General features: G+C 66.8%; 20 protein-coding genes and 2 pseudogenes. 2 read left to right on the forward strand and 20 right to left on the reverse strand.

What is annotated here, in order from left to right:
* Positions 1-105: 105 nt before the first annotated feature.
* The 19 genes and pseudogenes from IPK85_09015 to IPK85_09105 form a co-directional block, all read right to left on the reverse strand.
* Complete coding sequence (locus tag IPK85_09015; protein ID MBK8247521.1) at positions 106-489, reverse strand: helix-turn-helix domain-containing protein; 384 nt, start codon at positions 487-489, stop codon at positions 106-108.
* Positions 486-803, reverse strand: coding sequence for a hypothetical protein (locus IPK85_09020; protein MBK8247522.1), 318 nt, complete (start codon positions 801-803; stop codon positions 486-488). The genes IPK85_09015 and IPK85_09020 overlap by 4 nt, the downstream gene beginning before the upstream one ends.
* Before the next feature lie 290 nt (positions 804-1,093).
* Positions 1,094-1,723, reverse strand: coding sequence for a dihydrofolate reductase family protein (locus tag IPK85_09025; GenBank protein ID MBK8247523.1), 630 nt, complete (start codon positions 1,721-1,723; stop codon positions 1,094-1,096).
* A gap of 959 nt (positions 1,724-2,682) precedes the next feature.
* Entirely contained in the window at positions 2,683-3,099 is a 417-nt protein-coding gene (locus IPK85_09030) for a putative toxin-antitoxin system toxin component, PIN family (protein MBK8247524.1), read from the reverse strand.
* A 19-nt stretch (positions 3,100-3,118) separates the two neighbouring features.
* A complete protein-coding gene (locus IPK85_09035) occupies positions 3,119-3,358 on the reverse strand; it encodes an AbrB/MazE/SpoVT family DNA-binding domain-containing protein (GenBank protein MBK8247525.1) in 240 nt (79 codons plus the stop codon).
* 204 nt (positions 3,359-3,562) lie between these two features.
* Positions 3,563-3,994 carry a DUF2442 domain-containing protein gene (locus tag IPK85_09040; GenBank protein ID MBK8247526.1) on the reverse strand — a complete coding sequence of 144 codons (432 nt, stop codon included), beginning with the start codon at positions 3,992-3,994 and terminating at the stop codon, positions 3,563-3,565.
* The gene (locus IPK85_09045; protein MBK8247527.1) at positions 3,987-4,235 is read right to left on the reverse strand and encodes a DUF4160 domain-containing protein; all 249 of its coding nucleotides are present in this window, start codon (positions 4,233-4,235) and stop codon (positions 3,987-3,989) included. The genes IPK85_09040 and IPK85_09045 overlap by 8 nt, the downstream gene beginning before the upstream one ends.
* 250 nt (positions 4,236-4,485) lie before the next feature.
* The gene (locus IPK85_09050; GenBank protein MBK8247528.1) at positions 4,486-5,043 is read right to left on the reverse strand and encodes a hypothetical protein; all 558 of its coding nucleotides are present in this window, start codon (positions 5,041-5,043) and stop codon (positions 4,486-4,488) included.
* Positions 5,044-5,158: 115 nt separating this feature from the next.
* Positions 5,159-5,443: a helix-turn-helix domain-containing protein gene (locus tag IPK85_09055; protein MBK8247529.1), complete on the reverse strand. Its 285-nt coding sequence runs from the start codon at positions 5,441-5,443 to the stop codon at positions 5,159-5,161.
* 22 nt (positions 5,444-5,465) lie between these two features.
* A pseudogene (locus IPK85_09060) lies at positions 5,466-5,782 on the reverse strand (hypothetical protein).
* Positions 5,783-6,014: 232 nt separating this feature from the next.
* Positions 6,015-6,872, reverse strand: coding sequence for a hypothetical protein (locus IPK85_09065; protein MBK8247530.1), 858 nt, complete (start codon positions 6,870-6,872; stop codon positions 6,015-6,017).
* Between the two features lie 157 nt (positions 6,873-7,029).
* Entirely contained in the window at positions 7,030-7,446 is a 417-nt protein-coding gene (locus IPK85_09070) for a putative toxin-antitoxin system toxin component, PIN family (protein MBK8247531.1), read from the reverse strand.
* Positions 7,443-7,706 (reverse strand): AbrB/MazE/SpoVT family DNA-binding domain-containing protein, encoded by a 264-nt coding sequence (locus IPK85_09075; protein MBK8247532.1) that lies wholly within the window; start codon positions 7,704-7,706, stop codon positions 7,443-7,445. Before IPK85_09075 ends, IPK85_09070 begins: the two co-directional genes overlap by 4 nt.
* 637 nt (positions 7,707-8,343) lie before the next feature.
* Positions 8,344-8,628, reverse strand: a complete 285-nt coding sequence (locus IPK85_09080; GenBank protein ID MBK8247533.1) for a hypothetical protein — start codon at positions 8,626-8,628, stop codon at positions 8,344-8,346.
* A 147-nt stretch (positions 8,629-8,775) separates the two neighbouring features.
* On the reverse strand, positions 8,776-9,075 hold the full coding sequence (locus tag IPK85_09085; protein ID MBK8247534.1) for an XRE family transcriptional regulator: 300 nt from the start codon (positions 9,073-9,075) through the stop codon (positions 8,776-8,778).
* 2 nt (positions 9,076-9,077) lie between these two features.
* Positions 9,078-9,421, reverse strand: a pseudogene (locus tag IPK85_09090) (type II toxin-antitoxin system RelE/ParE family toxin).
* A gap of 424 nt (positions 9,422-9,845) precedes the next feature.
* Positions 9,846-10,079: a hypothetical protein gene (locus IPK85_09095; protein ID MBK8247535.1), complete on the reverse strand. Its 234-nt coding sequence runs from the start codon at positions 10,077-10,079 to the stop codon at positions 9,846-9,848.
* A gap of 728 nt (positions 10,080-10,807) precedes the next feature.
* Positions 10,808-11,122, reverse strand: a complete 315-nt coding sequence (locus tag IPK85_09100; GenBank protein MBK8247536.1) for a hypothetical protein — start codon at positions 11,120-11,122, stop codon at positions 10,808-10,810.
* Positions 11,123-11,278: 156 nt separating this feature from the next.
* Positions 11,279-12,004, reverse strand: a complete 726-nt coding sequence (locus IPK85_09105) for a hypothetical protein (protein ID MBK8247537.1) — start codon at positions 12,002-12,004, stop codon at positions 11,279-11,281.
* A 413-nt stretch (positions 12,005-12,417) separates the two neighbouring features.
* Here IPK85_09105 and IPK85_09110 point away from each other — a divergent pair, with 413 nt between their 5' ends.
* On the forward strand, positions 12,418-12,762 hold the full coding sequence (locus tag IPK85_09110; GenBank protein MBK8247538.1) for a hypothetical protein: 345 nt from the start codon (positions 12,418-12,420) through the stop codon (positions 12,760-12,762).
* Entirely contained in the window at positions 12,759-12,920 is a 162-nt protein-coding gene (locus tag IPK85_09115; GenBank protein ID MBK8247539.1) for a hypothetical protein, read from the forward strand. Before IPK85_09110 ends, IPK85_09115 begins: the two co-directional genes overlap by 4 nt.
* A 97-nt stretch (positions 12,921-13,017) precedes the next feature.
* Here the strand turns inward: IPK85_09115 and IPK85_09120 are convergent, their stop codons facing one another.
* Complete coding sequence (locus IPK85_09120) at positions 13,018-13,707, reverse strand: hypothetical protein (protein MBK8247540.1); 690 nt, start codon at positions 13,705-13,707, stop codon at positions 13,018-13,020.
* Positions 13,708-13,815 lie beyond the last annotated feature (108 nt).

The raw sequence follows: 13,815 nt of genomic DNA on the forward strand, positions 1-13,815 counted from the left end.
CTCCTAAGATTGCAGCCCTTCGCGATAGGCCTCGTCGCACATATCGAGTGATCTGCGCCAACATTCGCGGCATCTCCAGAAGTTGTGGCGGCATAACGTCTGGGTTCAGACGCGAGGGCTTATCATAAGACGCGGCGAAGCCGCGCACCATAGCGCCCTCGGCGACTGCAACCCTCTGTTATGCTGCGCCGCGGCGCGTGCCTTGATGCAAGGCGGCTGCCACTGCCAGGGATTTCGGGCCGCCACCCGGAGCAAGGCCAATGCCGGTCCATCTGGCGTGCGTCGGCCCTGCTCCCAGTTGCGAAGCGTGGCCACGCTGACGCCGATCATCAGCGCGAATTCCGTTTGCGACGTGCCCAGCTTGTCCCGCACCGCCTTCACGTCCGCTGGCCGGAAGACCGTGACCCGGCTGGGCTTCTGCTTCCCGCGTCGGATCCGACCCGCCTGCCGCACACTCGTCAGTAGTTCCTGAAACGCGGCGTCTTTCATCGGAACTCCTCCTCGACGATCCGTCGAAGCAGTTTCAGTTGCGCGGGCGTCAGATCGCCCTGCTCATTCTTGGCGTACAAGTACAGCATGTAAAACGTCTCACTCGGGGCGTCCCAGTAGTAGATCACCCGGACGCCACCGCGCTTCCCCCGATCGCCGGTGCCCCACCGCAGCTTCCGCAGCCCGCCCGAGCCGACCAACACCGGGCCCTGCTCGGGGCGGAGGAGCAAGGCCAGCTGCAGCGCCCGGTACGTCGCGTCATCCAGCGTCCGGCGCAGACTCGCCGTGAAGACGGGCGTCTCGATGAAGCGCATGTGGAATGGTACGCCATTGGCGCACTGCCGTCAACGCCCGCCGCTGGGAGGAACCCACCCTGGGCACATCCTGATTGCTGGCGACCCCCAACCGGCAGCATAACGTTTGCGCTCACATGCGGGCCATCCAAACCATTGCCGGCCCGCCCGGGCCGCCTGCCCAAGATCCTACCGCGGCCCGGGCGGGACGGCCACCCCACGGCCCGACAGGTGCTGCGCTCTGTTATGCCGCCCCTCATCCTCCGGTATTACCGCAAGCCTGCTGGGCCAACGCCCCGCATGGCAGAGGCTCAGGCCCGCACGTAGCGCACGTGGGTCGCGGCCGGGCCTGCCAGCACGCGGTCGATGCGAAACCGCGGCCCCGGATCGCGCACATGCTCGAAGAGCCGCCGGCCGCCCCCGAAGAGGACGGGGGCCAAGGCAATCTCCAGTTCGTCGATCAGGTCCAGATTCAGATACTGCTGGATGACGTCCGCGCCACCAGCAATACGCACATCGCGGCGCCCCGCGGAAGCCCGCGCCAGGTCGAGGGCCTGCAGTGGGCCTTCGCCAATGAAATGGAAAGTGGTGCCGCCCGGTCGGACCCACGGCTCGCGCGACTGGTGTGTGAGCACGTAGACCGGCGTGCGAAACGGTGCGTCCTCGGGCCACGCGACCTCTCCCTGGTCGAACATCCGCCGGCCCATGATGTTGGCTCCGATGCGCTCCGTCGTGGCGCGGACCAGGTCATTGACCTCTCCCGTCTCGCCGCCCTCTCCGAATTGCAAGGCCTCGCGAAAGTGCTGCGTATTCACGATCCAGGCCATCAGCGCCCCCCACTTCACGCCCCAGTTCATGTGTCGCGGGTCACTCATCGTCATCCCCTCCGGCGCCACGTAGCCGTCGAGGCTCAGGCCGATGCTGACGAACACCTTGCTCATCTCATCTCACTCGGATCCGGGAATGTCGGCATAACGTTCGGGTTCTGCTGCGCCGCATCAAATGAGAGCGGAGTGGGCCGGCGCCGTGCCCCTCCTATACAATGAAGGGCGCCGGCCCACTCCGCCAGCCGCGCGGCGGCGGCGGCAGCAACCCACTGTTATGCCGCAGGCCATGGCAGGCCCCCCGCATGGACACGGATCACAACGCCGAGGCTAGGACGCCACTGACATAGCGGACCGGTGCGTTGCGCCACACGGGGCATACCGCGCCCGCACTTCCGCGAGAAGGCGCGGGAACGCGGGCGTCGGACGCCAACCAATCCCGAGATGCGACCGCGACGGTGTGCCGCAGCGGCCTGATCCTCGAAGCCCCAGCCGTCGATCCGCGCGGCTCCCGCCAACACGTACCAGTGGCCTCGATCCATCACGGCGCGGCTGAGAACAACGCTGCCGCCGAGCATAACCAAGTGCCGGTATCCCCCCGGGCCGCCAATACCACCGCCGCTAGTGGAGACCGCGTCGTTCTCCACGTTGGGCGAATAGGACCAACCCACTTCAGGCCGTATGGCGACAGAGCCCGCCACGCCGAGCCGGACTCCAAGCTCCAGGGTGATCCCAGTCCCAAACGTTCCTCCCACCGTCTGTCCGTGGAGCCCCCCACCCAGCTCAAGTCGCGGCACTTGCGCCGCAACACGGCAAGCGTTTAGCGGCACACTGAAGGCCAGAAGCCCGCGCAGGACTAGGTGGTGGCTACTCATGCGGATGCGGACACGCCTCCAAAGTGCTCACCACGACTAAGGCGGGCGTGAGTGTTCATTCTGACGGCATAACGTTTGCGCTCACATGCGGGCCATCTAAACCAATGCCGGCCCGCCCGGACCGCCACTCCATGATCCTACCGCGGCCCGGGCGGGACGGCTACCCCATCAGGCCCGTCTTGTGCTGCGCTCTGTTAGCTGTCAGCCCGGGGCGAGATGCCGGGTCACAAAGGCCCGGGGACTCAGCACCTCCACGCCGTCCCAGCCATCCACCGCCAACAGATGGCGGTCGCCAGACACGACCACGGTGCCGCTCAACGCACGGGCGGTCGCGAGGAACTTGTCATCGTCCGGATCGGCGCTGACGGCATAGGGGAGCGGGGGCGCCGCGACGATCGTCGCGTTCAGGGCGAGGAGGGTCAAGATGGGAGCCAACGCCTCCCCGCGCTCCGGATAGCGCTTACTCAACTCCTCCCCGACGGTGCGGTATTCGGCCAGGATCTCGGGGGACAGGATCAGCTCGATGCGGCCCGACGTCCACGCCTCCAACACGCGGCCGGGGACGCCACCGAAGAAGATCCCCGACATCAGGACGTTGGTGTCGAGCACGCACCTCACGGCTTCGCGCGGGCGCGCTTCACGGCCTGGGCGACGTCCTTGGGGTCAGGCGTGACTGCTTGGCGACCTGTCGGGCCCGCGCGATGAGCGGCGCGAACTCGCGCAGCGACGGCGGCTCCAGCCGCTTGAAGATCACCACGTCCCGGTCCGCGATGACAACGAACTGGGTCCCGGGTTCGAGCCCCAGCTGGAGGCGGATATCCTCAGGGATGACGACCTGTCCCTTGGACGAGAGGGTCGTCGTCGCGGCGGTGCTCATGGAGGGATCTCCCGGTGAACCTTACCGGTAAGATCGGCACGACCGCGACCGGGGTCAAGGCCACTGTCCGTGCTGGACAGCTAACGTCAGTGCTCAGTTGCGGGCGCTCTCAACAAAGCCGAGCCGCCCCGCGCGGGCCCTGGATAGTCTACGGAGCGCGGGGCGGATCGGCCACCCCACCCGCCCGACAACTGCAGCACACTGTTAGACCGCCAGCTTCCGGGGACGGCCCCCCCGGCGCCCGTTCGCGCGGGCCGCGGCGGCCTTCGCGGCGGAGGTGGCCCGCCCGGCGAGCGACGCCAGATGCCGCGCGCGCTCGCTCGGATCCACCGCGGACAGGAGCAGCCCCGCGACGCTCAGATCGACGTCGAGGCTCTCCCAGGTGAGGGTGCTGCCCGACGCGGAGACCGACACTTCGGCCAGCCGGAGCGGGGTCGCGCGCCGCAGCGCGGGGATCCGCGTCACCGGAAAGGCGAAGAGGATGCCGCTCGACAGTTCGACCACCACCCGTCCGCTCGCACGGTCGAACCGGGCCGCCTTCGCGCGGTGGCCCCGGCGGCGGGCGGTCTGCTCGCGCACGCGGGCCGCCGGAATCTGGGCCAGGATCTCGGCGTCACTCAATCGGACATTAGCCATGATACGCTCTCCAAGCAGCCTCAAGCTGCGTGACGTGGGCCTCCACGAGCCGGACGGCGGTTACGACGTCCGCCGCCCGCATGCGGTGCACGGTGCGAATCGCGACGACGCCCGCCGCGCCGGGCAGGAGGATGACGACCTCCCCGTCACCCTTCGTCACGTGGACATGGGGCGGCGGGTGCTCGCGCGGCGGGAGGAGGATTCGGACCCGGAAGCCCTGGACCTGGAGCACGGTCGGCACCAGCGTACGCTAAACCCATCCGGTGGGTTTCGCCAGCCTTCCGCGACGCTCGCCTGCTCCCTAGGCGGTCTAACGTTTCACGTTCTGCTGCAAACGCTATCAACAGAATGTGGCGGCGCAGCCGCCACTACCGCACTCCTCCGCGTTTGACTGCAGCAACGTGTTGTTGGGCAGCAGCGCGCGGACGACCGTGGTTGCGCCTCCATCAGTTGCCTCGTGGTGGGGTATTGTAGACCCACCGCGTAGCGCTTCAAGGAACGAACATCGGTAGGGTAGCCGCACTTTGGCGAAGGAGTCTTCCGAGAGACTCTTCCACTGGGTCAACATCCCGATAATCTCCAGGCAATTGCTGAAGGATACGGCGAAGCCCAGTCACGTTCTGCACCAAGCGGGCATCCTTCGACGCTTGGGTAATGAGCGGTTCGATCGCGACATCCGCGAAAGCCGCGAACGCAGGCCGGAATGCCCCGTTCCCGTCTAGCGCGTTCTTGGCGCGGAATGCGGAGCCCAATGAGAGTGGGTTCTCTCCCAATTGCAGGTGCAGGTAGGCCAGTCTGTGATTGACCTCTTGTTGTGCCTCCGAGGGCGGCTTCTTGTGTGGTAGCACCGGAGCAAAGCTCGCCAGAAAAAGGACTGCCGAAAGGAAGCCCATCCACTTCGGAACAACGCCAGCGGCAATCTCGACCCCTCCGATCTTGACCGCGCCGAGCCACGGAGAGATGGCCAGCACTGCAAGAAGCGCTGCGAGTGCCCTTACCAAGGCATCGGGAGCGCCCGCGTTCTTCACGTACTGCAGCGGAGTGATCATTCGTGTGCTCTCAAGAGTCAACTGGCTGCCCAACGTCTGGGTTCAGACGCGAGGGCCTATCATACGACGCGGCGAAGCCGCGCACCATAGCGCCCTCGCCGGCTGCAACCCTTTGTTATGCTGCGCCGCGGCGCGTGCCTTGATGCAAGGCGGCTGCCACTGCCTGGGGATTTCGGGCCGCCACCCGGAGCAAGGCCAATGCCGGTCCATCTGGCGTGCGTCGGCCCTGCTCCCAGTTGCGAAGCGTGGCCACGCTGACGCCGATCATCAGCGCGAATTCCGTTTGCGACGTGCCCAGCTTGTCCCGCACCGCCTTCACGTCCGCTGGCCGGAAGACCGTGACCCGGCTGGGCTTCTGCTTCCCGCGTCGGATCCGACCCGCCTGCCGCACACTCGTCAGTAGCCCTGAAACGCGGCGTCTTTCATCGGAACTCCTCCTCGACGATCCGTCGAAGCAGTTTCAGTTGCGCGGGCGTCAGATCGCCCTGCTCATTCTTGGCGTACAAGTACAGCATGTAAAACGTCTCACTCGGGGCGTCCCAGTAGTAGATCACCCGGACGCCACCGCGCTTCCCCGATCGCCGGTGCCCCACCGCAGCTTCCGCAGCCCGCCTGAGCCGACCAACACCGGGCCCTGCTCGGGGCGGAGGAGCAAGGCCAGCTGCAGCGCCCGGTACGTCGCGTCATCCAGCGTCCGGCGTAAACTCGCCGTGAAGACGGGCGTCTCGATGAAGCGCATGTGGAATGGTACGCCATTGACGCACTGCCGTCAACGCCCGCCGCTGGGAGGACCCCCCCTGGGCACATCCTGATTGCTGGCGACCCCCAACCGGCAGCATAACGTCCGGGTTCTGCTGCACCGCCCCCAACAAAGCGGAGTGGGCCGGCGCCACCCCTTGCGCCTACGCTGACAGGCGCCGGCCCACTTCGCCGCCCGCATGCGGTGACGGCAGCAACCCACTGTTAGGCAGCTACCCGCCGCGCCGGAATGTCAGGAAGTCTAGCACCAGGGAGCCGAGCCCTGCTAGGCCTAGGGCGACGCCGGCAATGGTCAGCACTCCGGCGTACCTCTCGAATGTGCAAAGGATATGAAACGCCACGTCGCTGACGGACGTCCGCCACCGCTCCCCGTCATAGTATGTGAAATAGAATCGCACACTGTGAATCCCCGGAGGTGCCTGCCGTCGCAGGCGGAATGTCCACTTGAACGGTGGATTGCCGTGAGGCCGTCTCTCGGTCAGGATCACGGGACAGTGCGTCCCAGGCTCCTCGAGCACGGGCGTGCGTGCGTCCACGAATAGAGTAGGAGGGCACTGCCAGTGATCGGCTCTCATGCCTGCCAATCCAAAAGCCCCGCCGTCGCTCGTCTCGTCGGTGCGGCCCCCAAATGAGAACTCACCGGTGAGCTCGCCTCGGCGAAGGGAGTGAGCGACACGCGAGGCCGACTCATCGATGATGCCAGGAGACGCGCTGAACATGAGCTTCGAGGACATTATGCGGCCGTATCCGGTTATCAGAACTTCGACCTCAAGGTCGTGCCCCGGCTCAACGATCGGGCGGCTCGCACGCGTCACCACCTCGTAGCTACCGGGCTTGTCCGCAAACAGTGCACTCTGGGGGGAGGCCGGTACCGGCACCGTACGAAAGAACCGGAGGAGATCCCCCTTGAGCGCGTGCGAACACCGTGGGCACCTGACGTCTCCCGCAGCAAGATCCTCTGGCGCCGTGATCCACGGGAGTAGGCTCTCCGCACGTCTCAGCGGAGCTACCGCATCGCACTCTGCGCACTTTGCGCACCAGTAGTATGCGCCGGGTTGGATAGGCTCCATCAGCTCCACTCACAGGGTTGCTGCCTAACGTTTGCGCTCACATGCGGGCCATCTGAACCAATGCCGGCCCGCCCGGGCCGCCACTCCATGATCCTACCGCGGCCCGGGCGGGGCGGCTACCCCACCAGGCCCGTCTTGTGCTGCGCTCTGTTAGCTGTCAGCCCGGGGCGAGATGCCGGGTCACAAAGGCCCGGGGACTCAGCACCTCCACGCCGTCCCAGCCATCCACCGCCAACAGATGGCGGTCGCCAGACACGACCACGGTGCCGCTCAACGCACGGGCGGTCGCGAGGAACTTGTCATCGTCCGGATCGGCGCTGACGGCGTAGGGGAGCGGGGGCGCCGCGACGATGGTCGCGTTCAGGGCGAGGAGGGTCAAGATGGGGGTCAACGCCGCGCCGCGCTCCGGATAGCGCCTACTCAACTCCTCCCCGACGGTGCGGTATTCGGCCAGGATCTCGGGCGACAGGATCAGCTCGATGCGGCCCGACGTCCACGCGTCCAACACGCGGCCGGGGACGCCGCCGAAGAAGATCCCCGACATCAGGACGTTGGTGTCGAGCACGCACCTCACGGCTTCGCGCGGGCGCGCTTCACGGCCTGGGCGACGTCCTTGGGGGTCAGGCGCGACTGCTTGGCGACCTGCCGGGCCCGCGCGATGAGCGGCGCGAACTCGCGCAGCGACGGCGGCTCCAGCCGCTTGAAGATCACCACGTCCCGGTCCGCGATCACGACGAACTGGGTCCCGGGTTCGAGCCCCAGCTGGAGGCGGATATCCTCAGGGATGACGACCTGTCCCTTGGACGAGAGGGTCGTCGTAGCGGCGGTGCTCATGGAGGGATCTCCCGGTGAACCTTACCGGTAAGATCGGCACGACCGCGACCGGGGTCAAGGCCACTGTCCGTGGCGAACAGCTAACGTCCCGCGCTCACATGCGGGCCATCTGAACAATTGCCGTCCCGCCCGGGCCGGCACCCCATGATCCTACCGCGGCCCGGGCGGGACGGCTACCCCACACCGGCCCGACTTGTGCTGCGCGTTGTTATGCGGCCACGGCGCCTTATTCACGCCTTTGGAGCAGGGCCGTCACTGTCACTGCTTGCACGACGTTGGAGTGTGATGCGCGCCTCGTCGTCACGGCGCCAGTCCCGATAGCCGCTCTGGCTCACGAGCAACGACACCGGGCCGTCACGCGCCATGGCTAATATTGCGTTGGGCTGGTTGTCGCGTAGCACGACCGTGTCCAGTTGACCTCCTGCCACCACGATGACGCGCGCACCGGTCGCAACGGCTTGCCTCGAAGCGGAGTCGAGCACCGTGATCTTGTGCGAGGGGCGACCGATTGACACGCAGTCCCCCTGTTACTGACACGCGCCAAGGGGGCCAGGCCCAGCCAAGGGCTCCGACAGAGCCGGGCGTGCGGCGCGCCATCGACGCCATCCCTACTCGCATCCACGCTCCGGCTCGCCGCTCAGTGTGGTGTGCGAAAAGAGAGCGTGCTCCGGACCTCCGGCACTGGCGTTCGGCGTGGGCCTGGCAACGGCCGCACGTCGCCGATCTCTACCAGGCGCCCGACCACATGGTCCGTCGCCTCCTCAAGGCGCAGTACGCGCTCCCGCAGCTCCTCGAGCTCGCGGGTCCGCTCCCGCCGTCGGATCAGTGTCACCGCCACCCACGTCGTGCAGAAGAGGGCGGTTGATCCGAGCGTCGCGCCCAGTACCCAATGAAGGATGGTCTCTATGATCCTCTCGTCCACAGGCACCTCCATAGCGAGACCGCATAACGTTTGCGTTCATTTGCGGGCGATCTCAACCAAGCCGACCCGCCCGGGCCGCCCCTCAGCAAGTCTACCGCGGCCCGGGCGGGTTGGCCAGCCGCTCAGCCCGCCAAATGCAACGCTCTGTTAGGCAACCCGCTTCCGCTTCTTCGTTTGTACGGTGACTGCGACCCCGAGCCGGGCCAGCAACTCGACCAACGCATCAATACTGAACTGTTCGATCTTGCCTCGCCGGAGCGCACTGACCCGCGGTTGAGACACCCCCAGCACCTTGGCGGCCCGGACCTGGGTCAGGCCGCGATCTTCGAGCGCCTGATTGAGCGTGATCATCAGATCGCTGCGAATGAGGAGGTGCGCCGCCTCCTCGGGCGGGAACCCCAGGTCGACAAACACGTTCCCCGAGCCACGACGCATGCGCACGGCCATGCCTACTTGCCTCCCTTCGAGCGTTCGCGCAGCACCGCCTGATACCGCGCCCGGCCGAGCTCGAGATCGAGCCGGGGAGTCTGTTGCGACTTCTTCTGGAACACGTGCAGGACGTAGACGGCCTCCGCGAACTTGGCCACGAAGAAGAGTCGGAAGGCTCCGGCGACCCGGACCCGAATCTCCACACCCCGGCACCCACGGTGGCCATTGGCTTTCCATCGCGCGGCTCCCGCCCCCGCTGCACTTGGCGGAGGTCGTATCCGAGCTCGCGCCGGACTTCGGCCGGAAGGGCCCGAAGGTCCGCGTGAGAGCTGCCCACCCAAGGGACAGGTTTCTCGTGCACCACGGACTATACCAGAACCGATATACGCGCGCAAGGCGCGGGCACTCTCGGCACGCGCTTCGTTTCCGTGTGGCGCGGCCCCGGCAACGGTCTCCTCCCTCATGCCGCTATCAGCCTCAGGGTTGCCTAACGTTTCCCGTTCACTTGCGGACCGGGTAAACCAAGGTCGACCCGCTCGGGCCGCCTCCCTGATTAGTCTACCATGGACGGGGCGGGTCGGCAAGACCGCAGGCAGGTCCGCCAAGTGCAACGGGTTGTTAGGCAGCAGCCAACAGGCCTGTCCTTGCCCTCCGGTGACTCATCGTCGGGGGCTGACGGCCCTCACCGGGTGGGCCATGGCGGGTGCCGCCGGGACTACGCGCGTCCCATCGGCGGGTGCTTTCGCCGGGTCCGTCAGGAGGTAACCCTACCGCGTCACATCTCTCTCTTACCTCGCCAGAGCGTCCAGCGCTTGGCGCACCCGGTCGAGGCGACGCTCTCGCTCTTGCTCGACGCCCACCACGCGCCCGCGCACCACACCGGCAGAGTCCAGCACCAGGAAACTCGGCAGAGCGACCTCTTGCCACGGCCACCGACGCCCGACGGCGAATTTCCCGGCCAGTGCCTCTCCAGCGAGCGCGACCGGAATCGCGACACCAGCACTATCTAGTACCCGCTGCACGTCAGCCCGTTGTGTGTCCCCGGCTAGGATTACCACCCGCGCGTGCGTCGCCTGGAGGCTCGCTTGCAGCGCCGAGAGCCTCGAGCGACAGTCTGGACGCGCCGCACGTGGTCGACCAAAGCGCCAGCACGGTGACCGAGCCCGCAAGGTCTCGACTGCTAAAGCGACCACCCTCCAGGAGGATAGTCGAACGTCGGCGTGCTGGAGCCCACGGCGGGGAGACGGGCCTCCATGTCGGCCAAGCTGTTCCTACACGCGAGTGCTCCCAGGATCGGTACCACCAACCACCGCATGTTCAGAGGGTCCTTGCCTTGAAGAGAACGACCGCCTGCTGCCTAACGTCCATGGCTCACAAGCGGGCGCTCCGATCAAGCCGTCCCGCCCGCCGCAAGACCTCGCCCTACCATATCATGCGGCGGGCGGGACGGCCAGCCCAAAGCGACCGCCTTGTGCAGCCATCTGTTAGCCTGCACGCGCGAAGGCACCCGCTCCGCCGAGCTCTTGGGGCGTCCGCGCACTTCCGCCTGCGAAGCACTCTGGAATGAGCAGGTCGACGCTCTCCACTTCGTACGTTGCGCAGTCCTGCGTTCGACATCGTCCTCGGAGGGGCTCCCACGCTGAGATGTGCTCCGGGGCCACTCGATGCCGCGTCAGTGAGATGCGCGTGGCTGAATTGGTCGCTCCGCCCGACCTCGCCCTTGCACTAGATCAACTCGCGCGCACCCGCATCACGAGGGGCTCACCAACGCCCACAAATCAAGGAGCGTCAACACGCCGCCGATGAGCATCGGTAGTCCGAGGAACTTCGAGGAATGGTCGGCACGCTCGAAGACCGGGCCGCCCCCGGTCTCCCCGATTCGGATTGCCCACGCGCCGGCCAGGGCTAGGAAGATATGAAGTGGCAGGCGCTGGACCGACTCGGGCCAGAGCACCTCGAGCACGACGTAGACGCAGACCACCGCGAACGTGCGCCAAGCGGCTGCCCAGCGTGCCTCACTCTCCAGGCGTGGTCGAATGTCGTCCTTCGGTTCGATAGGTGGCACGGAAGGTACCAGATCAGGCCACAGTGCAGGCTAACGTCCCGCGCTCATATGCGGGCCATCTGTACAAATGCCGGCCCGCCCGGGCCGCCACCCCATGATCCTATCGCGGCCCGGGCGGGACGGCCACCCCCACGGCCCGGCTTATGCTGCGCGTTGTTATGCCGCACCCGGCGCGTCAGTGCCTCGCGGCGGCGCACCGCGCTCCGCGGCGAGGCGCCACATCTCCCGCTCACTCGGCATGAGCAGCTCGGGATCGGTCACCGCCTCGAGCTCGGCACAGGCCTCTCCATACCGTCTCGCCCGGAAGGCATCACGGGCCCGGGCGCGACGCTCAAGATCACCAGCCCACGCGCTCCGCTCCGACCGATGGGCCGTCGCGCGACTCTCCGCTGCCGCGGTGCCCGCCGCGCGCAAGACGGGGGCGTCCGTGCGCAGGAACTCGGCGGCGTAGCGCTGTAAGTCCGCAAGCACGGCCGCATAGGCCGCGAGGGGATCTGCGTCGAAGCCCGGATAGCGGACCTCCGTGGGATCTGCCCCAAGCGCCCGCATGTACCCCCCGTGCTCCAGCCAGACAGCGGCGTCGCGGTAGAGCACGATCCCGAGGCCGAAGCGCTGATGCAGCTCCAGTGCGCGAGTGCCTCGGACGAACGTCGTCCAGGCGAACGGGCCGCCCGAGCCCCGGCCCTCAGTAGGAGCCTGCAGTCGGAAACCGTGGGATTCCAACAAGGGAGCGAGGACGGCAGTCCCCCGGCGCAACGCAGCGACGGCCGCGCCCGTCGGAGTCAGGACCGCCGAGGCGCGGGGCGAGGGACTCTCCCACCGCCAGTGCAGCTCAAGGCGTCGGAGCGCGGCGAGGGCGTTGGCAAGGAGTCGGCCGAGCATGAGCCGATGCGATACGAGAAGGAATCACTCAACCAGGGCGTACGCGACAGCTCACTCGACTGCGGCATAACGTTAGGGTTCTGCCGCACCGCCTCTAAACAATGCGGAGTGGGCCGGCGCCGTGCCCTGCCCGTACAATGAAGGGCGTCGGCCCACTCCGCCAGCCCCGCGCGGGGTCGGCAGCAACCCACTGTTATACAGCCGACGGCTTGCTGGAAGCTGTATGCCGCCCTATCCTTCGCCGCACCCTCACCCCTATCCAATGTCGTCGACCCGCCCCGTGCTCAAGCGCAAGAACATGCTCATGGATCAGCGCAAGCTCGACGCCGCCCGCCGCGCCTTGGGGACAGACACGGAGACCGCCGCCGTCGATGCCGCCCTCGATCTCGTCGTGTTCCGGACGGAGGTCTTCGATGGACTCGATTCCCTCGTGGCGGCGGGGGGCCGGCGTCGGTCGAGACCGGGCGGCGCGCGGGGTGATCTACACGCTCGACACGAACGTCGTGGTCGACGCATTGCGGCAACCCGACGAGATGGAGGAGCTGAAGGCCTTTCTCACGTGGGCCCTCCCGCTGACCGTCCTGTCCAGCGTGGTCGTTGCGGAACTCGCCGCCGGGGCGCGGACCGAGCGCGCCCGGCGCGCCCTCGACGAGGGGCTCGTGGGCACCTTCGAGCGCCGCGCGCGCTTCTCGCCCCCTCACGTCACGCATGGCATCGGGCCGGCGCAGCGCTGGGGCGCAGCGGCGCCAGCAGCGTGAGCGCGAGTCGACAGAATGATGTGTTGCTCGCGTTCCAGGCACGCGAGGTCGGCTGGACGCTCATCACCCGCGACCAGGATTTTGCGGCGCTCCGCTCGCTCGTGCGCGGGCTCAAGGTGGTGGCACCATTCCCCACGCGGCCTACGTCTCGGGACTGACTGTATAACGTTAAGCGTCAGCTGCAGCCGACGCTATGAAGCGAGCGCAGCGAGCAGACCCCACGGCTGACTGCTGCACGCGATGTTATCCGGCGCATCATCCGCAGCATGAGCGCTGTGATTTGCCCGACCCACAGCGGCAGCGGGCGTTCTTCCATGCTTTCGTGCGCATGGTTCGCTTGGGTGACACCGCCTTGCGCCTCCGTTCGGGAGAAGTAGTCGGCTCGGCATTGAGATTCTGGCGCCGCTGCGGAGTCGCATGTGGATGGAACGGGCCCGCGCTCCGTGGGAGGGCAGGCTCTACTGCAGCTGGGGGCCCCTGCACGAGTTGATTGATGATCGTCTGATTGATCTCAATCGTGGGATCGCCAAACTTGTCGATGATCCATAACACGAGCATCAGAAGTACGCCCAGCATCTGGTAGAAATCACCTGCGGTCTTCGGCTTGAGCAGCCGGCCAAACTCGGGGCGTATCGCGGCTGCCTGGGCGGCTACGACCTCCTGCTGTTGTTCCTTCTCCTGCGACTCCCGGAGGAGGCGTTCGAGGCGACGCAAGTCTTCGCGAGTAACCTCTGGTGTGCGAAGGACTTTGAACGCCGTTCGGAGGAACTTTACCCTGCCCTGCTCATCCACCGTCGTGTCGACGATCTGAGCCACCCCACCGCAGCGCGGGCATTGTGTCTTGTTGCCGATGAACGCCGAACTCCGCATGCCGGGCGGAACGGCGATCGGACTCTGGAAGGTGTAGCCGCAGCTATCACAACGCGCAGGAATGCGGACGCTCATTTCGTACTCCCCCGAGGCCCTCTCGAAACGCGTGGTGGTGAATAGCGCCGGGGCGCATGCCCCCTCCCCGCCGCCGGATAACGACCTGTGCTGAGCGGCAGACGCAGT

Source organism: Gemmatimonadota bacterium (genome assembly GCA_016712265.1).
GTDB lineage: Bacteria > Gemmatimonadota > Gemmatimonadetes > Gemmatimonadales > Gemmatimonadaceae > RBC101.